The following is a 26,309-nucleotide window of genomic DNA, read 5'->3' as shown; positions in this document are numbered from 1 at the left end:
CCGACCGATTCCGGAGCGCACCGGCTCGGTCACTGACCGACAAGCATCCCCGGAGCGTCGCCGGGCAGGTCTTCGCCCTGCAGGTGGCTGTGGTGGTGCTGCTCGTGGCAGCCGCCATGCTGGCGCTTGTGCTGCAGTCCCGGCACGACAGCAGCACACAGGCGGAGCACCGTTCCGTTGCCGTCGCGGAGACGTTCGCGCACTCTCCGGGCCTTCTGGCCGCGCTGAGGTCCCCTGATCCCGCCAAGGTGCTCCAGCCTCTCACCGAGGCGGCACGGAAGGCGGCCGGCGTCGACTTCATCGTGGTTATGGACACGAAGGGGATCCGCTACACCCATCCCCAGCCGGACCGCATCGGTAAGAGATTCGTCGGCACCATCGAGCCCTCTCTGGCCGGCCGCGTGTACACGGAGAGCGTCCATGGCCCGCTCGGCCACGAGGTACAGGCGGTCGTCCCCGTCTACGAGCGCAAGGGCAAAGTCGTGGCCTTGGTGTCCGCCGGCTTGAAAGTCAAGAACGTGACCAGCGTGGTGGACCGACAGCTGCCGATCATCTTCGGCGCCGGAGCGGCCGCGCTCGTCCTGGCCACGGCCGGGACTGCCCTGGTGACCAGGCGGCTGCGGCGGCAGACCCACAGTCTGGGCCCGGCCGAGATGACCCGCATGTACGAGCATCACGACGCCGTGCTGCACGCAGTCCGCGAGGGTGTGCTCATTGTCGGCAACGACGGTCAGCTGCTGCTGGCGAATGACGAGGCCAGGCGGCTGCTGGATTTGCCGCCCGACGCCGAAGGGCGGCACATCTCGCAACTGCCCAGCCTTGATCCCCCCACGGTGGAGCTGCTGACCTCGGGCCGCGTGGCCACGGACGAGGTGCACCTGGCCGGGGACCGGTTGCTGGCGGTGAACCAGCGGCCCACGGATCCTCACGGCGGCCCCAAGGGGACGGTCGCGACCTTGCGTGACTCCACCGAGCTGCGGACGCTGTCCGGCAAGGCGGAGATGGCGCGCGAGCGGCTGAAACTGCTGTACGACGCCGGGCTGGGCATCGGTACCACCCTCGACGTGGTGCATACGGCCGAGGAACTGGCGAAGGTCGCGGTCCCCCGATTCGCCGACTTCGTCACCGTCGACTTGGCCGACCCGGTCCTGCGAGGGGAGGAGCCGGCCGGTACGGGCGCGGACATGCGCCGCACTGCCGTCCACGGCATCCGGGACGACCATCCCCTCTACGAACTCGACCGCCTGATCGATTTCCTCCCCTCCACACCGCAGGCACGCGGTTTCGGCAGCGGCCGATCGGAGCTGGTGCCCGACCTGTCCGCCGCGCCCGGCTGGCATGCCCAGGACCCGGAGCGGACACGGATGATCGTTGACTACGGCATCCATTCGCTCATCACCGTGCCCCTCCAGGCGCGGGGCGTCATCCTGGGTGTGGCCAACTTCTGGCGCTTGGAGAAGCCGCAGCCGTTCGAGGAGGACGACCAGTCCCTGGCCGGAGAACTGGTCGCCCGGGCGGCGGTCAGCATCGACAACGCCCGCCGCTACACCCGTGAGCACACCATGGCCATGGCTCTGCAACGCAGCCTGCTGCCGCGGGCCCTGCCCGAGCAGAGCGCCCTCGATGTCGCCCACCGCTACCTGCCCGCGCTGTCCGGCGCGAGCGGAGACTGGTTCGATGTGATCCCACTTCCGGGCAGTCGCGTGGCGCTGGTCGTCGGGGATGTCGTCGGCCACGGCCTGCACGCGGCCGCCACGATGGGACGGCTGCGCACGGCGGTGCACAACTTCTCCACGCTCGACCTGCCGCCCGACGAAATCCTCAACCACCTCGACGACCTGGTCGGGCGCATCGACCATGAGGAGGGTGGGGCGGCCGCCGGCTCGGGGGTCATGGGCGCCACCTGCCTCTATGCGATCTACGATCCCGTCTCCCGCCACTGCGCCATGGCGCGGGCCGGGCATCCCGTGCCCGCGCTGGTCCACCTTGACGGCAGTGTGTCGTTCCCCGATCTGCCGGCCGGGCCGCCCCTGGGCCTGGGCGGTATGCCATTCGAGACCGCCGAACTGGAACTGGCGGAGGGCACGCAGCTCGTGCTTTACACCGACGGGCTCATCGAGGACCGCACCCGGGACATCGACGTGGGAATCGAGCTGCTGCGTCATGCCCTGGCGTCCCATCCCGACCGGCTGCCGGAAGAGAGCTGTCAGGTGGTGCTCGACGAGCTCCTGCCCAGTCGGCCGAAGGACGACGTGGCGCTGCTCATCGCCCGCACACGGGCGATCCCGCCCGACCACGTCGCCGACTGGGACGTGCCGTTCGATCCCGCCGCCGTGGCAGGGATGCGCGCCGCCGTGGCCGGGAAGCTGGACGATTGGGGTCTGTCCGAGCACGCGTTCGCCATGGAGCTGGTGCTCAGCGAGCTGATCACCAACGCTATCCGCTACGGCTCCGCACCGATCACGATGCGACTGCTGCGCGACCGCACCCTGACCTGCGAGGTGGCCGACGGCAGCAGCACCTCGCCCCATCTGCGGTATGCGGCCACCATGGATGAAGGGGGCCGCGGCCTGTTCCTCGTCGCGCAGATGGCCGAACGCTGGGGCACCCGATACACCCCCAAGGGGAAGGTCATCTGGGCGGAGCTGTCGCTGCCCCGATCCGACGGAAGCGCGGACGGCACGGGGTAGTTCGACGCGGTGGTCGATGTCCCGGATCGCGTTCAGTCATGGTCGCCCTCCTGTGCCGAAGCTCTGGAGTTGCTCAATTCTGCTTTGTGCTCACGGGGCCGGGGGCATCCCCCTCACACGCAAGATTCGGGGGAACGGAAGGACGGTGGGGGCAGTGTCAGTCTTCGGGATTCTGATCGTCGGGTTCGTGCTTGTCGTGATCATCGCGGTGGCGCTCGGCTCGAGGAGCCGCAAGGGCCGTCGGCGCGGGGCTGTTGGTGGCGGCGGCGGCAGCTGGTGGGCCGGCGGCGACGGCGGGGGCTCCTCGTGCGGGGGCGGCTCCTCGTGCGGCAGCAGCTCGTCCTGCGGGGGCGGCGGGGGCGGGTGCGGCGGCGGAGGCAGTTGACACGGGGCAGCTGGTCCGCGGCCACTGAAGGCACCCGGCGGGTGAACTTCCGCCGGGTGCCTCCTTTTTGATGCATCCGGTGACCTCTATGACTGTTTTCAGTTGAACAGTTGAACCGTGAGGCCCCCGGGGGGATGGAAACCCATGCAAGTTGGGTAAAATCGCTGTGGGCGCCGCGTAGTTCATGATTCTCTCGCTGTCGGAACCTGTTGGAACCATCCAGCCCTCGGACCTGATGTGGACCCGAGCAGGCGGTCCCCGGATCTTCTTCAACTCCCTCTCAGGGGCGCCCCCGGTCCACGTGTCCTTCACTCGCCAAAGCGTGTTTGCGGAGCCGACCCATGCTCACGACCCTCCATACGGCCTATACCGACACCCGTGCCGACGATCTCGCCTGGGCGTTGGGGCGGGAGCCGCTGCCTGCCCTGGCCGTCCTCGACCTCGAACTGTCCGGAGCCAAGTTGCAGTTGAGACTGTTGGGCGCGTCCCACCAGGTGCTGCTGGAGGAGGAGCAGGGCAGTTGCTCCGAGACCGTTGCCTGCATGCCCGGCAGCAGCACGCCCCTGCCGCTCGGCGTGGCCAAGCGGATCGGTGCGTGGGAGTACGAGTTCGCCGCCCGCGTCGAGACGCTCTCGAAGGGCTCCTTCGCGGGGCGCGCGCAGGAGCTGCTCGCGCTGGTCGCCGACCACCCCCACGGTCTCGCGGGCACGTTTCCCGGCTCGCCGCACGCCTTTACGGCCATGCTGGCGCAGCGGCGCGAGGGGCAGGTGCGGTGGCGCACATGGCACGCGTATCCGCAGGAGGGCCGCCTCGTTGTCACCCGTACGCGGGTTGGTGCCCGTATGCCTGCCAGTCTGTAGTTATTCCTCCCGCGCTGTAGTAGCACCCGTGTGGGTGACAGGCGGCGCACTACCCCTGACGTAGCGTTACAAACATGATCGATCGGCTGCCGACCTCACCGCCCCCGCACGCGGTTCGGCTGCCCGTGCGCCCCGACGCCGGCCGGTATCTCGTGTTGACGGCGGTCTTCGTCTGCGCCGCGTGTGGATTGGTGTACGAGCTCGAACTGGTCGCCCTCGCTTCGTACTTGATCGGCGACTCCGTCACCCAGGCGTCCGTCGTGCTGTCGTTGATGGTCTTCGCGATGGGCATCGGCTCGCTCCTCGCCAAGAGGCTGCGCTGCCGGCCGGCGGTCGGCTTCGGCCTGCTGGAGGCGGCGCTCGCGCTGGTCGGCGGGTGCTCGGCGATGGTTCTGTACGCCGCCTTCGCCTGGATCGGGGAGTCCCGCGTCGTACTGGTGGGTTTCTCCCTCGCCATCGGGGTGCTGATCGGCGCGGAGATCCCGCTGCTGATGTCTCTGATCCAGCGCATCTCCCGGCGTGACGCGGAGGGCACGGTCGCCGACCTGTTCGCCGCGGACTATGTGGGGGCGCTCGTCGGCGGGCTCGCGTTTCCGTTTCTGCTGCTGCCGTGGCTCGGTCAGCTCACTGGCGCGCTGTTGACGGGTGGCGTCAACGCGGTGGCGGGCGGCGCGCTCGTGCTGTGGCTCTTCCGGCGGGATCTGACGGTGCGTTGGCGCGCATGGCTGCTCATCGCCAATGTGACGGTGCTGGCGCTGCTGGCGACCGCGACGGTCCTGGTCGACGACTTCGAGCGGGCGGCCCGGCGGGCGGTCTACGGCGACGAGGTGCGGGTCGCCGTCCACACCGATCTGCAGGAACTCGTACTCACCGGCGACCCGTCGGGGCCACTGCACCTCTTCCTTGGCGGGCGGCTGCGGGTCAGCGGGCACGACGAGCACCGCTACCACGAGGCGCTGGTGCACCCGGCGATGCGGGGGCCGCATGCGCAGGTGCTGATCCTGGGCGGGGGCGACGGGCTGGCGGCGCGCGAGGTGCTTCGCTACCCCGGCGTCGAGTCGGTGACCGTCGTCGAGCTCGACCCGGGCGTCGTCCGGCTCGCGCGTACGGATCCGGCGCTGGCCGTGCTGAACGAGTACGCGTACCGGGACCCGCGGGTGCGGGTCGTCGCCGCAGACGCGTTCTCCTGGCTGCGGGAGCCAAGGGGGGCGTACGACGTGGTGATCTCGGACCTGCCCGATCCGGGCATCACGCCGAGCACCAAGCTCTACTCCCAGGAGTTCTACGGACTGACCGCGCGGGTCCTCAGGGACGGCGGGCGGCTCGTGGTCCACGCGGGGACGGCGGGCTCCCGCCCGCGTACGTTCTGGACGGTCGACGCGACGCTGCGGCGCGCGGGGTTCGGGACGCGTCCGTACTGCGCCACCGGACGGCTCTCAGGCTTCACGGCGGGCCCGGACCGCTCGACCGGCACGGCGTCCGCGCCGCGCGACTGGGGCTTCCTGCTCGCCGGGGCGGGGTGGGAACCGGGGCTCGGACTCGACCCCGAAGCGCCGCGGCTGCGGACGCTGGACCCGTCCGTGCTCGCCGCGGGGGCGCGGAGTGCGGAGCGCACGAGGCTGCCGGCGTTGCCGCCGTCGACGCTGGTGCACCCGCGGTACATGGACTGAGCGGTATACGGACTGAGCGGTATACGGACTGAGCTGTACACAGACTGAGCTGTACACAGACTGAAACGCAGACGTGGCGGTCGTGTCTGAGTAGGCTCGACTCCCATGGAGCATGAGGTGTTCGTTCCGGTTCCGCCAGAGACCGTCCGTCAGGCACTGAGGGACCCTGCCCGGGTCGCCCGCTGCGTGCCGGGGCTGCAACAGGACGCGGACGAGTCGGCCGGCCCGCTCTCCGGCCGCCTGAAGGTCCGCATCGGCGGTCACACGATCACCTACCGCGGCACGCTGCGCATCGTGGAGAAGGGCGAGGTCTTCGCGGTCGAGGGCGAGGGCGTGGAGGCACGCGGTACAGGCTCGGCGAAGGTGACCCTGACGATCCGTCCGCAACCGACGGAGGGCGGCACGACGCTTACGTTCACGGCAACGTCGCGTGCGGAGGGCCGCCTGGCGGAGTTGGATCCCGCATCGACGACCGCGGCGGCCCACCGCCTGCTGGACCGCTTCGCGGGCCGGTTGGGGGGCGAGCGGCCGGGGGGCACGCCGGGGGACGCGGGTGCGGCGGAGTCCGCGAGCGACGCCGACGATGCGAGCCCGTCCGCGACGGGCGACGCCACCGTTGCCGACGACGCGCAGGCAGCCGCGAGCGATGACGCGAAGCCGTCCGCGAGCGACGCCGACGACGCGACCTCGACCGCGACGGACGACGCCACCGCTGCCGACGACGACGCGGCGAAGGCGTCCGTATTTGACGCTCCCGTGCCGCCGCCCTCCCTCGATCCCGTCGCCGAGGAGCAGTTCGCGGCAGTGGACGGCCCCGACGCAGCGGAGGCGGAGGAACTGCAGGAGATCCCCGTCATCCCCGACGAGCCCCCCGCCGAGGCCGCCCATGCACGGCGGACCATGATCGGGCGGAGCGCCGAGGAGGTCGATCACGCCCCGCCGCGCGGGCGTTACGCGCCCACACCCCCGCCCGATGCCGGCAGCGCCGGTGCCACCCTGCGGTGGGTCGCGCCCGCCGCCGCCCTCGCGATCGCTTCCGCCGTGGTCGTCGGACGCGTGCTGCGCCGGCGCAAGTAGTGTCGTGGTGTGAGTAGCAGCGAAGAGAGCATCCGGCTGGCCACCTCAGACGCCGAGTTGATCGTGCACCCGCAAAATGGCTGCCGTGTCGCGAGCCTGAGGATCGGCGGCACCGAGGTGCTGCGCCAGGGGGAGCGGTACGGCTCATTCCCGATGGTCCCCTGGTGCGGCCGTGCCGCGAACGGCCGGTTCCGCAACGGCGACGTACCGCATCAACTCCCGCTCAACTCCCCGCCGCACGCCATCCACGGCACCGGCCGCGACACCGCCTGGCGCACTGCCCGTACGGCCAAGAGCGAGGCGGCCTTCACGTATGACCTCGCCGAGCCCTGGCCGTACACCGGGCGGGTCACGCAGACCTTCGAGCTGGCCGAGGACTCGCTGACGCTCACCATGGGCGTCGAGACGTACGAGACGTCCTTTCCGGCCCAAGCCGGCTGGCACCCCTGGTTCCTGCGCAATCTCGGCGGCCAGGGCGCACCCGGCGAGGACGTGCGCATCGACTTCACTGCCGCATGGCAGGAGGAGCGCGGCGGCGACCACCTGCCGACCGGCCGGCGTATCCCGCCCCTCCCCGGCCCCTGGGACGACTGCTTCGGCATGCCCGACGGCGTCTCGGTCACCCTCACCTGGCCCGGGCAGCTGGAGCTCACGATCGCCAGCCGCGCCGAATGGGTCGTGATCTACGACGAGCAGGAGGCGGCCGTCTGCGTCGAACCGCAGTCCGGCCCGCCGAACGGCCTCAACACCCACCCCCAGCTCGTCACCCCGATCGAGCCCCTGGAGATCGCGACGACCTGGAGCTGGCGCCGCCTTTAAGCTCATGGGCATGACTGACGTACGCGCCGATCTGCTCCAGCAGATCAAGGACAAGGCCGTGGTGCACGGCAAGGTGACCCTCTCCTCGGGTCTTGAGGCCGACTACTACGTGGATCTGCGCCGGATCACGCTCGACGGCGCGGCCGCCCCGCTCGTCGGTGAGGTCATGTCCGACCTCACCGCGGAGCTGGACTACGACTGCGTGGGCGGCCTCACCCTCGGTGCCGACCCCGTGGCGACGGCGATCCTGCACGCCTCCGGCGCCCGCGGAAAGCGGGTCGACGCCTTCGTCGTACGGAAGGCGGCCAAGGCGCACGGTATGCAGCGCCGCGTCGAGGGCCCGGACATCAAGGGCCGGCGCTGTCTGGTCGTCGAGGACACCTCCACCACCGGCGGCTCCCCGCTGACCGCCGTCGAGGCCGTACGCGAGGCCGGCGGCGAGGTCGTCGCGGTGGCCACGATCGTGGACCGGGCGACGGGTGCCGGCGAGAAGATCAGCGGCACGGCCGGGGTTCCGTACCTTTACGCGTACTCGCTCGACGAGCTCGGTCTCGCCTGAGCGCAGGCTCTGACCTGCGGTGATGGTGTGGGGTGTGACGTTTCACGTGAAACGCCACACCCCTCACGCATGTCCGTGCCGCACGCCGGGTGGAGTCGCGCCAAGAGTCTGGAAGGATAGGCGCCGACGATGACGTCGCCCCCAGGTCAGGGCCAGCACCACATACCCGCACATCACAAGGAGCGGACACATGCCCATCGCGACTCCCGAGGTCTACAACGAGATGCTCGACCGGGCGAAGGCCGGCAAGTTCGCCTACCCGGCGATCAACGTGACCTCGTCCCAGACCCTGCACGCTGCGCTGCGCGGCTTCGCGGAGGCCGAGAGCGACGGCATCATCCAGATTTCCACCGGCGGTGCCGAGTTCCTGGGCGGCCAGTACAAGAAAGACATGGTCACCGGCGCGGTCGCCCTGGCCGAGTTCGCGCACATTGTCGCCGTCAAGTACGACGTGAACGTCGCGCTGCACACCGACCACTGCCCGAAGGACAAGCTGGACGGCTATGTCCGCCCGCTGCTCGCCGTCTCCGAAGAGCGCGTCGCCAAGGGCCAGAACCCGCTGTTCCAGTCCCACATGTGGGACGGCTCGGCCGAGACCCTCGCCGACAACCTGGCCATCGCCCAGGAGCTGCTGGCGCGGGCCGCCGCCGCCAAGATCATCCTCGAGGTCGAGATCACCCCGACCGGCGGCGAGGAGGACGGCGTCACCCACGAGATCAACGATGAGCTGTACACCACGGTCGACGACGCGCTGCGCACCGCCGAGGCGCTCGGCCTGGGCGAGAAGGGCCGGTACCTGCTGGCCGCCTCCTTCGGCAACGTCCACGGCGTCTACAAGCCGGGCAATGTCGTCCTCCGCCCCGAGCTGCTGAAGGACCTGCAGCAGGGCGTCGGCGAGAAGTACGGCAAGACCGCGCCGTTCGACTTCGTCTTCCACGGTGGCTCCGGCTCCACGGCTGAAGAGATCGCCGTCGCGCTGGAGAACGGCGTCGTGAAGATGAACCTCGACACCGACACCCAGTACGCCTTCACCCGCCCCGTCGCGGACCACATGTTCAAGAACTACGACGGCGTCCTGAAGGTCGACGGCGAGGTCGGCTCCAAGAAGACCTACGACCCGCGCACCTGGGGCAAGGCGGCCGAGGCCGGTATGGCCAAGCGTGTCTCCGAGGCCTGTGCGGCCCTGCGCTCCACGGGCACCAAGCTCAAGTAAGAGCGCTCTGTACGCAGCCGGGCCCGGCACCCCCTTCGCGGGGTGCCGTGCCCGTACGTCTGCCACGGATTCGTCCGGCTCAATGCCGGCTGCCCCCGGGCCAAGGCGAAGCAAAGGGTGGACGCCCTGATCCGTGCCCTCCGCCGACTCGTCCGAGCCGGGGGCGGCTGGGATGATCCGGGTATGGACAACAGTCCGGGTGGCAGTCCCAGTGACATCAGGCTCTCCACGGCCACCGGCCGCTGGGTGATCCTCACGACCGTGCTCGGGTCCAGCATGGCGCTGCTGGACTCGACCGTCGTCAATGTCGCACTGCCCCGCATCGGGGAAGATCTCAACACCGACTTGGCGGTCCTCCAGTGGACCGTCAACGCCTACACGCTCACGCTGGCCGGGCTGATCCTGCTGGGCGGGGCGCTCAGCGACCGGTACGGGCGGCGCAAGATCTTCGTGCTCGGTGTTGTGTGGTTCGCCGTGGGCTCGCTGCTGTGCGGCCTCGCCCCCAACGGCGCTGTCCTGGTGGCCGCCCGGGCCCTGCAGGGCATCGGCGGTGCGCTGCTCACCCCGGGGTCGCTGGCCCTGATCCAGGCGAGCTTCCACCCGCAGGACCGGGCCCGCGCGGTGGGGCTCTGGTCGGGGCTCGGCGGCGTCGGCGCGGCGGTCGGGCCGTTCCTCGGCGGCTGGCTCGTCGACGGACCCGGCTGGCGCTGGATCTTCCTGATCAATGTGCCGCTGGCCGCGCTGTGCGTACCGGTCGCACTGAAGCATGTGCCGGAGTCGCGCGACCCGGAGCACCACGGCCGGTTCGATGTGTTGGGGGCGGTGCTCGGCGCGGCTGCGCTGGCGCTGGTGACGTACGGGCTCATCGCGCCGCAGTTGTGGGTGGGCGTCGCGGGCGTGCTCGTCGGGGTGGCCTTTGTGGTGGTCGAGCGGCGGCGGCCGGACCCGATGCTGCCGCCGTCGATCTTCCACTCACGGCAGTTCACCGCGGTCAATCTGGTGACGCTGTGCGTGTACGCGGCCTTCGGCGGGTTCTTCTTCCTGGTCGCCCTGCAGCTCCAGGTGGTGTCGGGCTACTCGGCGCTCGGTGCCGGGACCGCTCTGCTGCCCACCACCCTGCTGATGCTGCTCCTGTCCGCGAAATCGGGCGAGTTGGGCGAGCGGATCGGCCCGCGCATCCCGCTCACCCTGGGCCCGCTGCTGTGCGCGGGCGGGATGCTGCTGATGCTGCGTGTGGGCGAGAACGCGTCGTACGTAAGCGATGTGCTGCCCGCGCTGCTGGTGATGGGCCTGGGCATGGTGACCCTGGTCGCGCCGCTGACCGCGACCGTCCTGGCGTCCGTGGAAACCGGGCGGGCGGGGCTCGCGAGCGGCGTCAACAACGCGGCTGCCCGAGCGGCCGGTCTGTTCGCGGTGGCGGCGCTGCCGCTGCTGGCCGGGATGGGGCCGGAGGCGTACCGCTCGGCGGAGCAGTTCGGGGAGACGTTCCGGCGGGCGATGCCGATGTGTGCGGGGGTGCTGGTGGTGGGAGCGCTCATCGCCTGGTCGACGGTTCGGAGGCCGGTGCGGGAGGCGGCGGGGCCGCGGCCGGAGTGCAGGATCAACTGCGGCGTGGTCGCGCCGCCGCTGGAGCAGTCGGCCGCCCCGGAGCACTGACCGCGGCTCCGCGTCGGACCACTGCCCGGGGCTCCGCGTCGGGCCCCGCGCCCAAATCTCCCCCAGACTTCGTCCGGGAGCCGTAGACCTGGAGGTACGGCCCGTGGTCGCCCGCGCAGAGGTCGCCGTCGTAGGGAACCCCTTCGGTGCCGCCGGCCGGGGCCTGCTGGGACGGGGGCGCGGGTGCGATGGGCGGATCGGGCTCGCCGCCACCGCCGCTCCCGCCGCCGGAACCGGAACCGGAGCCGCCACCGCTGCCGGAGCCGCCACCGCTGCCGGAACCGGAGCCGGGTGCGGGCGTGGGCGTGGTCGTCGGGCCGCCCGGTGACGCCGGGCCGGTCGCGGCCGGGCTGCCCGACGGTGACGACGCCTTCGAGGGCGGCCGGGTCGTGGAGTCGTACGCCTACGCCCGCACGGGCTACCACCGCGGCCTCGACTCGCTGCGGCGCAGCGGCTGGAAGGGCCACGGCCCGGTGACTGTTACCGCTTCAGCTCGGCATACGCGTCAGCACTGCTGTCCTGGAGGAACTGCCAGCACCGCTCCGCCTCGTCCTTCTCGTTGATCTCGCCGGCGGCACGGGCGAGGGCGGCGAGGCAGCGCAGGAACCCGCGGTTGGCCTGGTGGCTCCAAGGGATGGGGCCATGTCCCTTCCACCCGGCACGGCGCAGCGCGTCCAGACCGCGGTGGTAGCCGGTGCGCGCGTACGCGTACGACTCGACCACTCGCCCCGCCTCGAAGGCGTCGTCGGCGAGCTGGGCCCAGGCGAGCGAGAACGTCGGGTACTTGGCGGCAACGTCGGCCGGAGGCTGGGACTCCTCGCCCAGCAGGCGGTACGCCTCTTCGTTCTCCGGCAGGTACGTCGGCTCCGGGCCGCCGAGCAAGTTCTTGTGAGTCGTCATGGATGCAGTCTGCCATCTGTGCGCCATCGCCTGACGGGGCTGGCTGGGAGAGCCCGGCTGCGGGGCCAGAAGGCCGGAGGTATGCGCCGGTCCGGCTGGCTGTGGGACGGTGAGGGACGACCACTGGCAAGCCGCAGCAACTGCAAGCAAAGGGAGTGTCAGCCCGCGATGCGTACCCTCTTCGAGTCCGACGAGGACGATGAGTTCAGCGCCGCCAAGGAGTTGCTGGGCCGCAGGATCGCCGTCTGGGCCCAGGGGCAGGGGCAGGAGGTGGATCCCCTGATAGTCGAGTCCGCACTTGACTACCGGCACTGCGGCACGGCCGATGGGCGGCTCGCCCTGTGGACGCCGCGCCTCGCGCAGGGCTTTCTGCTTCACTGGCTGCCCCGCACCGTGACCCTGTTTCCCGGGGACGAGCTCCCGGACGGGCCGGGAACCTTGCGTCTGCTGCTGCGCTACCTGGACACCTGCGGTCTGACCGATCCCCGCGGCACCGCCCTGGCCGAGAACGAGCAGGCGATCGCTCTTGCCGCCGCGGAGTATCCGGCGGCGATGTGCGACCGCCGGCGCTGGGGGCCGGCGAAGTTCTGGGTCACCACGGCGGCTGCGCAGGGGACGGACTTCACCGATCCGCAGGCTTTGCAGCGGTTCGTCGAGCGCGCGCAGCGGGGCGAGGTGCCGTACGACGAGGAGGTGCTGCGGGAGGTCGCCGCCCGGCACCATGCCGAAGGCCCGGGCGCTGTGGAGCGGGCGATGCCCCAGCTTCCCGTCGTCCTGCCGCCACAGGAGCAGCTACGCGAACAGGCCGCCGCGTCCCCGGTGGTGCGACGGCTTCGCGGGCTGGCCGGGTGGCCTGGCGAAGGAGGCAGAGCGCTGACCGGCTCGGGTCGGCTGCGGCTCGCGGATGCCCGTGAGCTGGTGGAGGGGCTGGCGACGGGCGACCGGGCGGAGGACGTGCGTTCGGCGAAGGATCTGCCGGTGCTCGATCTGGCCTTCGAGTGGGCGAAGAAGGCCCGGTTGGTGCGTACGGCAAAGGGCAGGCTGCACACGGTGGCCAGAGCCGCGTCCGTCGTCAAGGATCCACTCGCGTTGTGGCAGCGGGCCTTCGAGGTGCTCCTCGAGCTGCGCGGCCCGCTTGTCGGCCCGAGTTCCTGGCGTCCGGAGTCCATGCTCTTCGACCTGTACGAAGCTGTGCTGCCGGACGTGCTGAACACTCTCTACAGCCTGCCGGAGCCGATGCCCTGGCCGCGCCTGCGGGACTCGGTGCACCTGAGCTACCGGGCCGCGTTCCAGCTCGCGGGTGAGGACGACCTGCGGGTGCGAATGTGGTTCCAGGCCGCGGACGCCGACCTGCGCCGGGTGCTCGACGTGCTCGAGGAACTCGGTGCGATCGAGCGCTCGAAGGGCCGGGCGGACGCCACCTACCTCGACCTTCCCCTGGCCGAGGAGGGACCTGGCGGCCATCCCGCGGGGATGCCGCCCGAGCTTGCCGAACTGCTCGTCTCCGAAGGGCTCGTCCCGCCCCAGGGCGCCGGACAGGAATCGGCGGCCCGCGCCGAGCGACTGCGCGCGGAGCTCACTGCCGGGGATGTCGAACTCATCCGGCTCACCCCGCTCGGCACCCACGCCGTCCGCCGTCGGCTGCTGGACGCAGGCCGCGACGCCCCGCTCGTCGGCGAGCTCACCGACGCTCCGGCGGCCGGCCTGCTCGGCGTGCTCGCGGAGCACTACGACTCCGCGTCGGCCCGTGCGGAGGGCGAGGCGTGGATCACTGCCCACGGCGGGCTGACGCGGGCACTCGGCATGCTCACCGAGGCGGTCGCGGCCATGCCGTACCGCACCCGCGCGGCGGCCATGCTGGACACCCTCGCGGCCGTCCTCGGTGAGGCGGAGGGAACCGGGCTACTGCGCGCCCTGAGAAGCGAACCCGCCCTCGCTCCGACCGCCCTATTCGTCCTGGACCAGCGCGGCATGCTGGAACCGGACGACATCACCGCGGCCGAGAGCCTTCTCCTGATCGCTGAGGGCCTGCTCCAGCTGCTGGAGAGCGGGGGTCCGCAAGGCGCTCTGGAGGCGCTGCTCGCCGACGGCCGTCGAGAGGCCCAGCAGGCGGTGGCGGCCGCTCTGGCCTCCGGTCACCCCGATACGTCGGGTCTGGCGGAGCTGCGCGCCCTCGTCGCGGAGCAACTGCACGGGCGGGCCGCACAGTTGGGGCGGCTGCGCGCGGTCGAGGCCCGCGCGCGCGGACGCAAGCCGAAGCGGAAGCGGCGGTAGCGCGGGCAGCGCGTGGGAGACGGGTCGTGTGGGGCACCGATGTCAGAGCCATCCGCTTGAATGTCCGGCGTGGCAGCGAAAGTCACGGAGCAGGTTGTCGAGTCGGCCACTGCCTCGGCGGCCCTGGCCTTGGCCTGACCGGGGCAGCTCAGGCGGTGGCGCTCGGCGTCCTCGAAGGCCTCGAATCGTGCGAGGGGTCGTACGACGGTGACCAGGTGCTCTGCTGCCCGGGCCCGGGCAAGCTCGCGCCGGTGATGATGCAGCAGATCAAGGGGCTGGACGGCTGCCGTTCCAATGCCTCGCCGTACGACGAGGACGGGACGTACACAGGCCCGACGCTCTGACCTGCACGATGACCCCCGGCTTATGATGCCGGTGGGGACCGGGGCTCCCGAGCCAACAGGAAGGGGCGGACCGCTACCCGGACACGTCGAGGAGACAGCGATGTCACATGACGCGGCCCCGAACCTGGATTTCGCGGGCACCACTCCGTACGAGGACTATGTCCAGGCGGACGTCCTCACCCACCTCCAAAAGCCGCTCTCGGACGACCCGGGAGAGATGGTCTTCCTCGTCACCACGCAGGTGATGGAGCTGTGGTTCACCGTGATCGTCCACGAGTGGGAGACGGCGGCGCGCGCCCTGCGCGAGGATGATCTGCCGGTCGCCCTCGCCGCGCTGAAGCGCAGCACGTACGAACTCGAGTCGCTCAACGCCTCCTGGAAGCCGCTCGCGCATCTGACCCCTGCCCAGTTCAACGCGTACCGCAGTGCTTTGGGTGAGGGTTCCGGTTTCCAGTCCGCAATGTACCGGCGGATGGAGTTCCTGCTCGGTGAGAAGTCCGCGTCGATGCTGGTGCCGCACCGGGGCGCGCCGCGTGTCCACGCGGAGCTGGAGAAGGCGCTGCAGCAGCCGAGCCTGTACGACGAGGTGCTGCGGCTGCTCGCGCGGCGCGGGCTGCCGGTGCCGTCCTCGGTCCTCGACCGGGATCTCTCGCAGAAGTACGAGCCGTCGGAGGAGATCGAGGAGATCTGGGCCGCGGTGTACGGCGGCGCGGACCAGGACACCGAACTGGTGCGGCTCGGCGAGGCGTTGACGGACGTCGGCGAGCTGGTGTGGCGCTGGCGCAACGACCACCTGGTGGCGACGCGGCGGGCGATGGGCTCGAAGGCGGGTACCGGCGGTTCTGCGGGGGTGGCCTGGCTGGAGAAGCGGGCCCGCAAGAACGTCTTCCCGGAGCTGTGGACGGCGCGCAGCCATGTCTGAGTCACTGGCCGCGAAGGCCGCGGCGCTGGACGCCGCAGATGAGCTGGCCGGTGCGCGCAAGCTGTTCGCGCTCGACGAGACGGTCTATCTGGACGGGAACTCCCTCGGCGCGCTGCCGGCGCATGTGCCCGAGCGGGTCGCGGATGTGGTGAGCCGGCAGTGGGGCGAGCTGCGGATCCGCTCGTGGGACGAGAGCGGCTGGTGGACGGCGCCGGAGCGGATCGGTGACCGGATCGCACCGCTGGTGGGCGCGGGCCCGGGCCAGGTGGTGGTCGGCGACTCCACAAGTGTCAACGTTTTCAAGGCGGTTGTGGGCGCGGTACGGCTGTGCGTGGACGACTCCCGTACGGACATCGTGGTCGACGCGACGACCTTTCCCACGGACGGCTACATCGCCGAGTCGGCGGCCCGGCTCACGGGCAGACGACTGGTCCCCCTCGCGCCGGGCGACCTGCCCGCCGCGCTCGGCCCGCGTACGGCGGTCGTGCTGCTCAACCACGTCGACTACCGTACCGGCCGCCTCCACGACCTGCCGTCCCTCACCGCGGCGATCCACGAGGCGGGCGCCCTCGCGGTCTGGGACCTCTGCCACACGGCGGGTGCGCTCCCGGTCGGCCTGGACGCCCACGGCGTGGACCTGGCGGTCGGCTGCACCTACAAGTACCTGAACGGCGGCCCGGGTTCACCGGCGTATCTGTACGTCGCCGAGCGCCACCAGGTGGCCTTCGACTCCCCGCTTCCGGGCTGGAACTCGCACACGGACCCGTTCGCGATGACGGCAGACTTCAGGCCGGCGCCGGGCGCGGTCCGCGGCCGGGTCGGGACGCCGGACATCCTGTCGATGCTGGCCCTGGAGGCGGCGCTCGACGTCTGGGACGGCGTCTCGATCGACTCGGTACGGGCCAAGAGTCTGGCGCTGACGGACTTCTTCCTGGAGTGCGTCGAGTCCTACGTCCCTCAGGGCATGGTCACCTCCCTGACGCCGTCGGCCCACGCGTCGCGCGGCAGCCAGATCGCTCTGCGCTGCGCGGACGCCCCGTCGGTGATGGAGAAGCTGATCGCCCGCGGGGTGGTGGGGGACCTGCGCAGGCCGGATGTGCTGCGGTTCGGGTTCACGCCGCTGTATGTGGGCTTCGGCGACACGGAGCGGGCGGCGGAGGTTCTGGCGGAGGTTCTTGCCACCTGAGGCCGCGCTGATCCGACCAGCGGGAGACTGGTACCGTCCCCGCTGGTCAGGTCAATTTCGCGGATGGTTCAGCGGTCAGTCCCGCGGTCAATTCCGCCACTCCGTCGGAAGGTTGGAGCAGCAATGCCGGACCCCGTCGCCCGTGACGCCGCTGAGACCGAGTCGGTCCTTTCGCATCCCGCCGTCGCGCCGGACGCCTCCGTCGCGTACGGGGAGCACCCCGACCAGGTCGTCGACTTCTATGCGCCGCGAGGAGGGCAGTCCAGTGCGCCGCTCGTCGTCCTGCTGCACGGTGGGGCGTGGCGGGCAGCGTACGACCGGCAGCATGTCACTCCCTTCGCGGATTTTCTGGCCAGGCGCGGGCTCGCCGTCGCCAGTGTCGAATACCGGCGGGGGAGCGAGATTCCGCAGCAGCGGGGGAGCGGGCCGGTGGCCGGGCGGTGGCCGGAGACGTTCGACGATGTCGCCGCCGCGATGGACGCGCTGCCCGGGCTCGCCCAGCGGGCGCTGCCGCAGGCGGATGTCCGGCGCATCGTGGTGACGGGGCATTCCGCGGGCGGACAGCTCGCGCTGTGGGCTGCCGCGCGGCATGTGCTGCCCGTCGGGTCGCCGTGGCGGCTGGCCGCGCCGCCCGCGCTGCGCGGGGTCGTCGCGCTCGCGCCGATCGCGGACTTCGCGCAGGCCGTCGAGCTCGATGTGTGCGGCGGCGCGGTGGTCCAACTCCTTGGCGGGGAGGCGGAGTTCGAGCCGAGGCGCGCGCACGCCGATCCGGCGGCGCTGCTGCCCACCGGCATTGCCACGACTGTCGTGCAGGGGCGCGTCGACATCGTCGTGCCGTACGCAGTCTCCGAGTCGTACGTCGACGCGGCGGCGAAGGCCGGGGAGACCGTCGGGCTCACGCTCCTCGAAGGGGTCGGGCATTTCCCGCTCATCGACCCGGCGGCGGACGCGTGCGCGGTGGTCGCGGAGGAGATCGCCCAGCTCGCGTGGTGAGTACCCGTAGTACTTCGGGGCTACGTCCCAGGTGCGCTCCCCAGCGGGACGCCGACCACGGGTCGTGATCCATAACTTCCGTTCCAGAGACAGCGTCTGGAACGGAAGGAAGAACCTCATGGTGTCCCGCCTGCGTCGTACCCTGCTCGCCGCGCTCGTCACCGCCGCGGTGGCCGTGCCGGTGTCGGCGGCAGCGCGGCCCGCCGCCGTCCCCGCGCCCGCCCCGGTCGCCCTCGTGCCGGTCACCGCCGCCGAACTGCCCGCTCTCGCCGACCGCTACGAAGCCAATCGCGGCAATATCCGCGAGGCCGCGCGGACGGCGGCCGACCACGGCGACCGGGGGCGGGCCGCCCGGCTGCGCGTCATGGCGGACCCGACGCGGCACTTCCTCACCTTTGACGGGCGTGACGGCGGGCGCACCGCCGAGGTGTTCGGCGATCTCGCGGCCGCCGAGCGGATCGCCGTACTGGTGCCGGGCTCGGACACCAACCTCGATACGTACGAACGCTTCCGGGCCGGAGCTGTCGCCCTCCACGGCGAACTGGGCGGCCGCGCGGCGGTCATCGCCTGGCTCGGCTATGCCACGCCGGGGACCGTCAGCCCTGAGGTCCTGACCGAGGGGCGCGCCGAGGATGCTGCCGGCCAACTGCACGCATTCATACGGGAGGTAGGAGACGCGAAGCCCAATGCGCAAATCAGTCTCCTCTGCCATTCGTACGGCTCCGTCGTCTGCGGGCGCGCCGCCCCGTCCATCGACGTCGTCGCCATCGTCCTCTACGGCAGCCCCGGCGCGGGTGCCGACCACGTGGCTGAGCTGCGCACCCGCGCCACCGTCTGGGCCGGCCGCGGCAGCGACGACTGGATCGCGGACCTCCCGCACATACGCCTCGAACTCCTCGGTACCACGGTGGGGTTCGGCGCCGACCCCGTCTCGCCCGGCTTCGGCGCGCGCACCTTCGATGCGGGCGACGGCGGGCACAGCGACTACCTGAAGCCCGGCTCCCCGTCCCTGCGCAACCTCGCCCGGATCACCCTCGGCCGCGCAACGGAGGTCACCCATGGTTAAGTTGGCATGCCGTATCGACGCGGCCACCCCGCCCGACCGGGACCGTGCCGTCGACGCCCTGCGCGCGCTCGCGATCCTCGGGGTGGTCCTCGGCCACTGGTCGGTCACCGCCCTTGTCACCGACGGCGGTGGCGTGCTCCACGGCGCCAGCCCGCTCCAGCACATGCCGTGGCTGACCCCGGTCTCCTGGATCTTCCAGACGCTGGCAGTCTTCTTCCTGGTCGGTGGGCACGTGGCCGCCAGGAGTCATGCCGCGGCGCGGGCCCGCGGTACCGGCTACCGGCAGTGGCTTGCTGCCCGCCTGGGCCGGCTCTTCGCGCCGGTCGCGGCCGTCCTCGTGCTGTGGACAGTCGCCGCGATCGGGATGCTCGCCACGGGCGTGGGCCTTCAGACCGTACGCACCCTTGTGACCCTCGCCCTCTCCCCGCTCTGGTTCCTGCTGGTCTTCGCCGCGCTCACCGCCGCCACCCCGCTCGTCGCCAGGCTGCATCCGCTCTGGCCGCTCGCCGTCGTCCTCCACATCGACCTGTTCCGTTTCGGCCTCGGCGGACCCGCCTGGCTGGGCTGGATCAATGTGGCCGCGGGCTGGCTGGTCCCGTACTGCCTCGGCGCGGCCTGGGCCCGCGGCGGCCTGCGGGGCCGTGCGACCCAATGGGCGCTGCTGCTCGGCGGCGCCGCCACCACCGCAGCCCTCGTGCTGTGGGCCGGCTATCCCGCGTCCATGGTCGGGGTGCCCGGCGCCGAGATCTCCAACCTCAACCCGCCGACTCTTGCCGCCGTCGCCTTCGGGCTCGCCCAGTGCGGAGCGGCCCTGCTGCTGCTCGGCCCGATGCGCCGGGTGCTTCAAAAGCCCGCGGCCTGGGCGGCCGTGGCACTGGTCAACCTCTCAGCGATGACGGTCTTCCTCTGGCACCAGACCGCGCTGATGGCGGTCACCACGACCGGCCTGCTCGCGGGCGCGCTCCCTGGACTGCACACCGCACCCGACAGCCCCGGCTGGGTACTGGCCCGGCTTGTCTGGCTACCGGTCTTCGCAGCTGCGCTGTCCGTCTGCTGGGGTGCGTTCCGGCTGTACGAACAGGGGCGGCGGCCCGCCCGACCACAGGTGGTGCGCGGTGCCTAGGCTTCATCCTGTGGCGGACGAGAAGAACCTCAACAGATGGGAAAGGGCGGCTCTGCGTCCTCCTGAGCTGTGGAACTTCGAAGCGATGCCGCTCCCGCCGATGACCCGCCCCCGTTGGCTGCGCCGGCTGCCGCATGTCCTGATCAGTTGCGGCGTTGTCGCCCTGGCGATCGTCGGCTCCAACGAACTGGTCCATCAGTTCCGCCTGCACGGCCAGTACGGCATCCCGCTGGGCGTCGCCACCGCCGCCGTGGTCGGGTACGCGATGCGCCGGCCGCTGGCAGCCTGGTGGATGTCGCTGGGGGTCGCCGCCCTGACCGCGGTCGCCATGGCCGGCCAACTGCCCGGCGGGCAGCCCTGGCCGTGGACCGTACCGGGTGTCATCGCCAACGCGGCCGTCCTGTTCCTTCTCGCCCTGCGCGTCCGGACCCGTATCGCCGTCAAGGCCCTGATGGTCACCGTCGGGGTCGGGTTCGTCTTCGAGGCCATCGGGCTCGGCATGCCTCCGTACAACTCGTCGGCCGCGCCGGCCGCACTCGTGAACGCCGTCGTGGTCCTCCTCGGTGCATCGCTCCACGGCCGCCGCGAGGCCCGTGACCGGCTCGCCGAACAGGAGTCGCTCACCGCCGAGGAGCGGTCCCGGCGCACGCTGCTCGAAGAGCGCAACCGGATCGCCCGCGAGCTGCACGATGTCGTCGCCCACCACATGTCGGTGATCTCCATCCAGGCGCAGGTCGCCCCGCACCTCGTGCGGAATCCGTCCGACGAGCTCAAGGAGAACCTGGAGGGCATCCGCGAGAACGCCCTCGAAGCGCTCACCGAACTCCGCCGGGTGCTCGGCGTGTTGCGGTCCGAGAACCCGGATGGGTCGCCGCACGCACCGCAGCCCACCCTCGACCGGCTGGACTCTCTCGTCGAGAACGTCCGCAGCGCCGGGCTGAGCATCACCACCGACAGCTCCGGCGAGCCGCGCCCACTGTCGCCCGGCGTCGAACTGTCGGCGTACCGGATCATCCAGGAGGCGCTCAGCAATGCGATACGGCACGCGCCCGGGGCGGAGGTACGCGTGGAGATTGCGTACAAGCCGAGCATGCTGGGCGTCCGGGTGATCAACACCGCTCCGGCGAAGCCCGCCCCGCCGTCCCCCGGCGCAGGTCACGGCCTGCTCGGCATGCGTGAACGCGCCGCCATGCTCGGTGGCGGCCTCGCCGCGGGACGCACCCCCGACGGCGGCTACGAAGTAACCGCACACCTGCCCCTGCAAGCCTCGAAGGACGACACATGACGATCCGGGTGGTGATCGCCGACGACCAGGCGATGGTCCGGCAGGGCTTCACGGTGCTGCTCAATGCAGAGCCGGGCATCGAGGTGATCGGCCAGGCCGTGGACGGCCGCGAGGCGGTCTCCAAGGTCGCCGAACTCGACCCCGACGTGGTCCTGATGGACATCCGGATGCCCGAGCTCGGCGGCATCGAGGCCACCCGCCGGATCACCCGGGCCCCGGGTGCCACCGTCAAGGTGCTCGTGCTGACCACGTTCGACCTGGACGAGTACGTCTACGAGGCGTTGCGCGCGGGCGCGTCCGGCTTTCTGCTGAAGGACGCCTCCGCCGGTCAACTCGCCGAAGCGGTACGGGTGGTGGCGGCGGGCGACGCGCTGCTCTCGCCGAACATCACCAAGCGGCTGATCACCGAGTTCTCCCGGACGGCCGGTGCGCCGCGCACCCCGCTCAAGGAGCGCGTCGGCGATCTGACGGAGCGTGAGACAGAGGTGCTCAACCTGATCGCTCAGGGCCTGTCGAACGGGGAGATCGCCGCGCGGCTGGTGGTGGCGGAGCAGACAGTGAAGACGCATGTGGGCCGGATCCTGGTGAAGCTGGGGCTGCGCGACCGTACGCAGGCGGCGGTTTTCGCGTACGAGACGGGACTCATACGTCCCACCGGCTACTGAAACCCCCGGCTCGCATCGCGGACAGAAGCTGACCGCTGGCCTTTCTACGGTCGTCACATGACGAATCGAGAGAGCGCCGAAACAACCGTCCTGGTCACCGGAGCAACCGGAACTGTTGGCTGCCGGGTTGTCGCCGAACTACTCCGCCGTGGACACTCCGTCCGTGCCCTGACCCGTGACCCCGCCAAGGCGGATTTTCCGGTCGGCGTCGAGGTTGTGCGGGGCGACCTCACCGACCCTGAATCCCTCGCGGCCGCCCTGGAGGGCGTGACGGGCCTCCATCTGATCACCTTCGGCGGGCCGTACTTCGCCCCTCTGGAGACCGGCCCGCAGATCCTCGAACTGGCCCGCAAGGCGGGTGTTCGCAGGGTCACCGTGCTGCACGGCGGTGGCCCCAGCCCACTGGAGGACACGGTGCGGGCGAGCAAGTTCGCGTGGACCGTGGTCATGCCGGTGGAGTTCATGTCGAACGCGCTGGAGTGGGCGGACGGCATTCGCGGCGACGACGAGGTGCGGGAGCCGTTCACCGGCCGGCTGAGCGCGATGGTCCACGAGGGCGACATCGGCGCGGTCGCCGCGGTCGCACTCACCGAGGACGGCCACGGCGGCAAGGAATACGTGATCACCGGCCCGGACGTGCTGACCCTGAAGGACAAGACGGACGCCATCGCGGCGGCCCGCGGCCGGGAGATCCGGCTCGTCGAGCTGACCGAGGAGCAGGCGGTCGAGCAGTGGCGGGCAGCCGGCCGGCCGGACGAAGTGATCGGCTTCCTGCTGGAGGCGTACGGGAACACACCGCTCGTCGGACGTACCGCCGTCGACACCGTCGAGACGGTCACAGGGCGCCCGGCGCGGACCTTCGCCGAGTGGGCGGCGGAGCACGCGGACGCGTTCCGCGCGTAAGAGCCGTCTCGTACCGCCCTGTATCGCTTCGTATCGACTCGCAGGCACTCGTAGCGACTCGTAGTACTCAGGACGGACGCGGCAGGATCCGTAGCGATACTGACGACCGCGTCCGTCCTTCCGCCTACCGTTCTGTACGTGACCGAGACGACCCGCAGCCCCGAGTTCCGCCTGGCCATGGGGGCCCTGAGCGGCCTCCGCCAGGACCTCTTCCACGATGCCCTCGCCTACCGCCCACTGCCGCGCATGCGGACGGACGGGCCACTCACCCGCCGGCTCCCGGGCCGGATACGCGAGTACGCGGGGTGGACTCCGCACGCCGTGGTCGGGGGCGTGGCGTTCTTTGTGATCTTCCTGGCGTACGGGTCGGGCGGCAGCATGGGCGGCCGAACCGGGTACACCCTGATCGCTCTGCTCCCCGCCGCCGCCGTGCTGATGACCCTGGTCAGGCCGGTCGGCGCCTGGTGGTTCTCGGTGCTCAGCACGCCGGTCGTCGGCACGCTGACCCCCTACTGGGACGACTGGCCGTGGACGGCGAGCGCCTTCCTCGCGCACCTGACGGTGATGACGGTGGTGGCACTGCGGACCCGGCCGAGGACCGCGGCCTGGATGTGGGTGCTGACCGGGGTGTACGGATTCTTCGCCGACGTCATCTCCCGTGGTGATTCCGACACCCCGCAGATGCTCTTCGTCGCGGCGCTGCTCCTGCTGGCGATGACCGTGCTGCACGTCCGCCGCGAGGCCAAGCAGGAGGTCGCGGCGCAGCAGACCGTCACGGCCGTCGAGCGCGACAGGCGCACACTCCTCGAGGAGCGCACGACCATCGCCCGCGAGCTGCACGACGTGGTGGCCCACCACATGTCGGTGGTCGCGATCCAGGCGGAGGCCGCTCCCTACCGGGTGGAGAACCCGCCGCCCGAGCTGGAGAAGGCCTTCGCCACGATCCGCGAGAACGCGGTGGCGGCGCTGACCGAGCTGCGCCGGGTCCTCGGTGTCGTACGGGCGGAGGACTACCAGGCCCCCGACGCCCCGCAGCCGGTGCTCGCCGACGTCGAGAACCTGCTCTCCAACGTCCGTGACGCGGGCCTTGAGGTGGACAAGACGGTGACGGGCGCGGTCCGCCATCTGCCGCAGGGCGTTGAGCTGTCGGCGTACCGGATCATCCAGGAGGCGCTCAGCAACGCGCTGCGCCATGCGCCGGGGTCCTCGGCGAAGGTCGAGATCTCCTACGTACTCGGCGGCCTCGGTCTGCGCATCGTGAACACCGCGCCGCAGGGCCTGGTCAATCCGTCGCCGGGCGCGGGCCACGGCATCACGGGCATGCGGGAGCGGGTGACGATGCTGGGCGGCGAGATGACCGCGGAGCCGACGGAGGACGGCGGCTACGAGGTGACGACCTTCATCCCCGTCGCAGCAGCTGCCGCCACCGCCACCGAGGAGCCGTCATGACGATCCGCGTCCTGGTCGTCGACGACCAGATGATGGTCCGCGAGGGCTTCTCGGTCCTGCTGAACGCGATGCCCGACATCGAGGTCGTCGGCGAGGCGGTGAACGGCCGCGAGGCGGTCACCAAGGTCTCCGAACTCGCGCCCGACGTGGTGCTGATGGACATCCGTATGCCGGAGCTGAACGGCATCGAGGCGACCCGCGAGATCGCCGCCGCGCACGCCGGGTCCAAGGTGCTCGTGCTGACGACGTTCGACCTCGACGAGTACGTGTACCAGGCGCTGCGCGCGGGGGCGTCCGGCTTCCTGCTGAAGGACGCGTCCGCGCGTCAACTCGCGGACGGTGTACGGGTGGTGGCGGCGGGCGAGGCGCTGCTGGCGCCGACGGTCACGCGCCGTCTGATCACCGAGTTCTCTAAGCTCTCCCAGAACCCGCGCCCGCCGGCCCTGGCCCAGGTGGGCGATCTGACGGAGCGCGAGACGGAGGTGCTGGTGCTGATCGCGCAGGGTCTGTCGAACGCGGAGATCGCATCGCACCTGGTGGTCGCGGAGTCGACGATCAAGACGCATGTGAGCCGGGTGCTGGTGAAGCTGGGGCTGCGGGACCGTACGCAGGCGGCGGTGTTCGCGTACGAGGCGAGGCTGGTCACGCCGGGGTGAGCGTTCCCCCGGGGCTCCGCCCCGGGCCCCGCGCCTCAAACGCAGGCGGGGCTGAATTTCAGCCCGTTGGGGGTCCCCCCGGACGAAGTCTGGGGGAGATTGAGGACGGACCCGCACCGGGCTCTCGGTACCCTGACGGCAGGGCTCACCGTCGGCTAGCGTCGGCGCATGGCCGACTTCGCCCCCTGGTCACCCGCCTTCGTCGCCGACCCCTACCCCGCCTACGCCGAGCTGCGCTCCCGCGGACGCGTGCACTACTACGAGCCCACCCGCCAGTGGCTGATCCCGCACCACGCCGACGTCTCCGCGCTGCTGCGCGACCGCCGGCTCGGGCGGACGTACCGGCACCGCTTCACGCACGAGGAGTTCGGGCGTACGCCCCCGCCCGCCGCGAACGAGCCGTTCCACAGGCTCAACGACTACGGGATGCTCGACCTCGAAGCGCCCGACCACACTCGCATCCGGCGGCTTGTGTCGAAGGCCTTCACGCCGCGCACCGTCGAGGCGCTCGTGCCCACCGTGAGCAGGCTCGCGGCCGAGCTTGTCGCCGGGCTCAAGGACAACCGCGGGGGCGATCTGCTCGCCGAGGTCGCCGGCGCGCGTACCGCGAGGCGCAGAGCGACCCCGGCGCGCCGGGCGGAAATCAAGCCCCTGGGGGTCCCCCCCCGGACGAAGTCTGGGGGGATTGAGGACAAACCCTGCCGGACGGCCCTGGCTACCCCCCCGCGCCCGCCACCGCCGCTCCCGACGGCAGCGTCAGCCCCCACGCCCCCGCCCGCAGCGTCCACGTCCGCGTTCTCACCGGTCCCGTCACCAGCGCGTCCGCCCGGTAGCGGAAGTCCGCCCCCGAGACTGTCACCGTCAGGGCGCGGGCCATGACCGGCTCCGCGTGCGCGCCGTGCCGGACGACAACCTCCGCGCGGCCGTCGCCCGCCCGGACCGTCACCGCCTCCACCACCCGGTCCAGGTCCGTCAGCAGCACGCCGTCCGCCTCCACCCGCAGCCGGTGCGTCCGCAGTACCGGAGCCGGCGGCGTGCGGACCAGCGTGCGGACCAGCGAGCGGCAGGTGTGCCACACCGACGCGCCGTTCGCCGCGGGAGCGGCCGGCGTCGACGCCGCCGGGATCGACAGATCTCCCAGCACCACCCCGTCGCTCTCGTCCACCAGCAGGTCGAGACGGCGTACTGCCCCGTCGAGCACCGCCCGGGCCGCCGCCACCGCCCCCCGCGGCACGCCGAGCGAATGCGCCAGTCCGACGGAGGCGGACGGCCCCACCGGCACCAGCGCCAGCGCCCCGTCACCCAGCCAGCGGTCCCGGTGCAGCAGCGCGACCGCACGCAGCAGCGCCCGGTCGTCACCGATCACGACCGGCCGCCGTGACCCCCTGCGGGCCAGTGCCCGCGCGAATTCCTCCGGCCCCTCGGGAAGGCAGATTTTCGCCTCCGACCCGCCACACAGCACATCTTTCGCGATCCGCACGGACTCGCCGTCACTTCGGCGGGCGACCGGGTCGATGACCACCAGTAGCTGGTCGTGAGCCGACACCTCGGTCCTTCCTCGGGTAGCATCTTTGTGCAAGAGCCCCTTGCGCTATTGCGCCAGGGGCTTCGTCT

The 26,309-nt window shown here is 71.2% G+C and carries 22 protein-coding genes and 2 pseudogenes; 22 read left to right on the top strand and 2 right to left on the bottom strand.

Annotated features, from left to right (window positions below; all coding sequences use genetic code 11):
- Positions 1-116: 116 nt before the first annotated feature.
- The 9 genes and pseudogenes from ACWDO5_RS10135 to ACWDO5_RS10095 form a co-directional block, all read left to right on the top strand.
- Positions 117-2,690, top strand: coding sequence for a SpoIIE family protein phosphatase (locus ACWDO5_RS10135; RefSeq protein ID WP_450529877.1), 2,574 nt, complete (start codon positions 117-119; stop codon positions 2,688-2,690).
- A gap of 726 nt (positions 2,691-3,416) precedes the next feature.
- Positions 3,417-3,935, top strand: coding sequence for a DUF2617 family protein (locus ACWDO5_RS10130; RefSeq protein ID WP_450529861.1), 519 nt, complete (start codon positions 3,417-3,419; stop codon positions 3,933-3,935).
- Positions 3,936-4,009: 74 nt separating this feature from the next.
- Positions 4,010-5,605, top strand: a complete 1,596-nt coding sequence (locus ACWDO5_RS10125) for a polyamine aminopropyltransferase (protein WP_450529860.1) — start codon at positions 4,010-4,012, stop codon at positions 5,603-5,605.
- A 105-nt stretch (positions 5,606-5,710) separates the two neighbouring features.
- Positions 5,711-6,682, top strand: a complete 972-nt coding sequence (locus ACWDO5_RS10120) for an SRPBCC family protein (protein ID WP_450529859.1) — start codon at positions 5,711-5,713, stop codon at positions 6,680-6,682.
- 9 nt (positions 6,683-6,691) lie between these two features.
- Positions 6,692-7,501: an aldose epimerase family protein gene (locus ACWDO5_RS10115; RefSeq protein WP_450529858.1), complete on the top strand. Its 810-nt coding sequence runs from the start codon at positions 6,692-6,694 to the stop codon at positions 7,499-7,501.
- Positions 7,502-7,511: 10 nt separating this feature from the next.
- On the top strand, positions 7,512-8,060 hold the full coding sequence (gene pyrE, locus ACWDO5_RS10110) for an orotate phosphoribosyltransferase (protein ID WP_450529857.1): 549 nt from the start codon (positions 7,512-7,514) through the stop codon (positions 8,058-8,060).
- A gap of 190 nt (positions 8,061-8,250) precedes the next feature.
- On the top strand, positions 8,251-9,273 hold the full coding sequence (gene fbaA / locus ACWDO5_RS10105) for a class II fructose-bisphosphate aldolase (RefSeq protein WP_450529856.1): 1,023 nt from the start codon (positions 8,251-8,253) through the stop codon (positions 9,271-9,273).
- 183 nt (positions 9,274-9,456) lie between these two features.
- Positions 9,457-10,929 (top strand): MFS transporter, encoded by a 1,473-nt coding sequence (locus ACWDO5_RS10100; protein ID WP_450529855.1) that lies wholly within the window; start codon positions 9,457-9,459, stop codon positions 10,927-10,929.
- 362 nt (positions 10,930-11,291) lie between these two features.
- A pseudogene (locus ACWDO5_RS10095) lies at positions 11,292-11,405 on the top strand (DUF3151 family protein); the annotation flags it as partial.
- A gap of 4 nt (positions 11,406-11,409) precedes the next feature.
- On the opposite strand, the gene ACWDO5_RS10090 reads toward ACWDO5_RS10095, so the two are convergent.
- Positions 11,410-11,829, bottom strand: a complete 420-nt coding sequence (locus ACWDO5_RS10090) for a DUF3151 domain-containing protein (protein ID WP_450529854.1) — start codon at positions 11,827-11,829, stop codon at positions 11,410-11,412.
- Positions 11,830-11,997: 168 nt separating this feature from the next.
- On the opposite strand from ACWDO5_RS10090, the gene ACWDO5_RS10085 reads away from it, so the two are divergent.
- The 13 genes and pseudogenes from ACWDO5_RS10085 to ACWDO5_RS10025 all read left to right on the top strand — a co-directional run.
- On the top strand, positions 11,998-14,103 hold the full coding sequence (locus ACWDO5_RS10085) for a hypothetical protein (protein WP_450529853.1): 2,106 nt from the start codon (positions 11,998-12,000) through the stop codon (positions 14,101-14,103).
- A 155-nt stretch (positions 14,104-14,258) separates the two neighbouring features.
- Positions 14,259-14,447 (top strand): hypothetical protein, encoded by a 189-nt coding sequence (locus ACWDO5_RS10080; protein ID WP_450529852.1) that lies wholly within the window; start codon positions 14,259-14,261, stop codon positions 14,445-14,447.
- A gap of 100 nt (positions 14,448-14,547) precedes the next feature.
- Positions 14,548-15,369: a tryptophan 2,3-dioxygenase family protein gene (locus tag ACWDO5_RS10075; RefSeq protein ID WP_450529851.1), complete on the top strand. Its 822-nt coding sequence runs from the start codon at positions 14,548-14,550 to the stop codon at positions 15,367-15,369.
- A complete protein-coding gene (gene kynU / locus ACWDO5_RS10070) occupies positions 15,362-16,555 on the top strand; it encodes a kynureninase (protein WP_450529850.1) in 1,194 nt (397 codons plus the stop codon). The genes ACWDO5_RS10075 and kynU overlap by 8 nt, the downstream gene beginning before the upstream one ends.
- A gap of 123 nt (positions 16,556-16,678) precedes the next feature.
- Positions 16,679-17,548, top strand: coding sequence for an alpha/beta hydrolase family protein (locus tag ACWDO5_RS10065; protein ID WP_450529849.1), 870 nt, complete (start codon positions 16,679-16,681; stop codon positions 17,546-17,548).
- Between the two features lie 118 nt (positions 17,549-17,666).
- On the top strand, positions 17,667-18,614 hold the full coding sequence (locus tag ACWDO5_RS10060) for an alpha/beta hydrolase (RefSeq protein WP_450529848.1): 948 nt from the start codon (positions 17,667-17,669) through the stop codon (positions 18,612-18,614).
- Positions 18,607-19,737: an acyltransferase family protein gene (locus ACWDO5_RS10055; RefSeq protein ID WP_450529847.1), complete on the top strand. Its 1,131-nt coding sequence runs from the start codon at positions 18,607-18,609 to the stop codon at positions 19,735-19,737. Before ACWDO5_RS10060 ends, ACWDO5_RS10055 begins: the two co-directional genes overlap by 8 nt.
- Positions 19,738-19,747: 10 nt before the next feature.
- Positions 19,748-21,022, top strand: a complete 1,275-nt coding sequence (locus ACWDO5_RS10050) for a histidine kinase (RefSeq protein WP_450529846.1) — start codon at positions 19,748-19,750, stop codon at positions 21,020-21,022.
- The gene (locus ACWDO5_RS10045; protein WP_450529845.1) at positions 21,019-21,687 is read left to right on the top strand and encodes a response regulator; all 669 of its coding nucleotides are present in this window, start codon (positions 21,019-21,021) and stop codon (positions 21,685-21,687) included. The genes ACWDO5_RS10050 and ACWDO5_RS10045 overlap by 4 nt, the downstream gene beginning before the upstream one ends.
- Positions 21,688-21,744: 57 nt before the next feature.
- Entirely contained in the window at positions 21,745-22,590 is an 846-nt protein-coding gene (locus tag ACWDO5_RS10040; protein WP_450529844.1) for an NAD(P)H-binding protein, read from the top strand.
- 138 nt (positions 22,591-22,728) lie between these two features.
- Positions 22,729-24,039 carry a sensor histidine kinase gene (locus ACWDO5_RS10035; RefSeq protein ID WP_450529843.1) on the top strand — a complete coding sequence of 437 codons (1,311 nt, stop codon included), beginning with the start codon at positions 22,729-22,731 and terminating at the stop codon, positions 24,037-24,039.
- Positions 24,036-24,695 (top strand): response regulator, encoded by a 660-nt coding sequence (locus tag ACWDO5_RS10030; protein WP_450529842.1) that lies wholly within the window; start codon positions 24,036-24,038, stop codon positions 24,693-24,695. The genes ACWDO5_RS10035 and ACWDO5_RS10030 overlap by 4 nt, the downstream gene beginning before the upstream one ends.
- Positions 24,696-24,863: 168 nt before the next feature.
- Positions 24,864-25,289: pseudogene (locus ACWDO5_RS10025) on the top strand (cytochrome P450); the annotation flags it as partial.
- 121 nt (positions 25,290-25,410) lie between these two features.
- On the opposite strand, the gene ACWDO5_RS10020 reads toward ACWDO5_RS10025, so the two are convergent.
- Positions 25,411-26,241, bottom strand: coding sequence for a diacylglycerol kinase (locus tag ACWDO5_RS10020; protein WP_450529841.1), 831 nt, complete (start codon positions 26,239-26,241; stop codon positions 25,411-25,413).
- Positions 26,242-26,309 lie beyond the last annotated feature (68 nt).

The sequence above is a fragment of the Streptomyces sp. NPDC000880 genome, from assembly GCF_053599675.1.
Note: the sequence above shows the minus strand (reverse complement) of the source record. Positions and strands in the feature narration are given on the sequence as shown.

What these genes read in the sequence shown, in the direction of transcription:
- pyrE (WP_450529857.1), top strand. Translation starts at nt 7,512, where the DNA reads ATGACTGACGTACGCGCCGATCTGCTCCAGCAGATCAAGGACAAGGCC.
- kynU (WP_450529850.1), top strand. Translation starts at nt 15,362, where the DNA reads ATGTCTGAGTCACTGGCCGCGAAGGCCGCGGCGCTGGACGCCGCAGAT.
- ACWDO5_RS10055 (WP_450529847.1), top strand. Translation starts at nt 18,607, where the DNA reads ATGGTTAAGTTGGCATGCCGTATCGACGCGGCCACCCCGCCCGACCGG.
- ACWDO5_RS10040 (WP_450529844.1), top strand. Translation starts at nt 21,745, where the DNA reads ATGACGAATCGAGAGAGCGCCGAAACAACCGTCCTGGTCACCGGAGCA.
- ACWDO5_RS10085 (WP_450529853.1), top strand. Translation starts at nt 11,998, where the DNA reads ATGCGTACCCTCTTCGAGTCCGACGAGGACGATGAGTTCAGCGCCGCC.
- ACWDO5_RS10135 (WP_450529877.1), top strand. Translation starts at nt 117, where the DNA reads ATGCTGGCGCTTGTGCTGCAGTCCCGGCACGACAGCAGCACACAGGCG.
- ACWDO5_RS10100 (WP_450529855.1), top strand. Translation starts at nt 9,457, where the DNA reads ATGGACAACAGTCCGGGTGGCAGTCCCAGTGACATCAGGCTCTCCACG.
- fbaA (WP_450529856.1), top strand. Translation starts at nt 8,251, where the DNA reads ATGCCCATCGCGACTCCCGAGGTCTACAACGAGATGCTCGACCGGGCG.
- ACWDO5_RS10075 (WP_450529851.1), top strand. Translation starts at nt 14,548, where the DNA reads ATGTCACATGACGCGGCCCCGAACCTGGATTTCGCGGGCACCACTCCG.
- ACWDO5_RS10045 (WP_450529845.1), top strand. Translation starts at nt 21,019, where the DNA reads ATGACGATCCGGGTGGTGATCGCCGACGACCAGGCGATGGTCCGGCAG.
- ACWDO5_RS10060 (WP_450529848.1), top strand. Translation starts at nt 17,667, where the DNA reads ATGGTGTCCCGCCTGCGTCGTACCCTGCTCGCCGCGCTCGTCACCGCC.
- ACWDO5_RS10120 (WP_450529859.1), top strand. Translation starts at nt 5,711, where the DNA reads ATGGAGCATGAGGTGTTCGTTCCGGTTCCGCCAGAGACCGTCCGTCAG.
- ACWDO5_RS10090 (WP_450529854.1), bottom strand. Translation starts at nt 11,829, where the DNA reads ATGACGACTCACAAGAACTTGCTCGGCGGCCCGGAGCCGACGTACCTG.
- ACWDO5_RS10130 (WP_450529861.1), top strand. Translation starts at nt 3,417, where the DNA reads ATGCTCACGACCCTCCATACGGCCTATACCGACACCCGTGCCGACGAT.
- ACWDO5_RS10125 (WP_450529860.1), top strand. Translation starts at nt 4,010, where the DNA reads ATGATCGATCGGCTGCCGACCTCACCGCCCCCGCACGCGGTTCGGCTG.
- ACWDO5_RS10030 (WP_450529842.1), top strand. Translation starts at nt 24,036, where the DNA reads ATGACGATCCGCGTCCTGGTCGTCGACGACCAGATGATGGTCCGCGAG.
- ACWDO5_RS10065 (WP_450529849.1), top strand. Translation starts at nt 16,679, where the DNA reads ATGCCGGACCCCGTCGCCCGTGACGCCGCTGAGACCGAGTCGGTCCTT.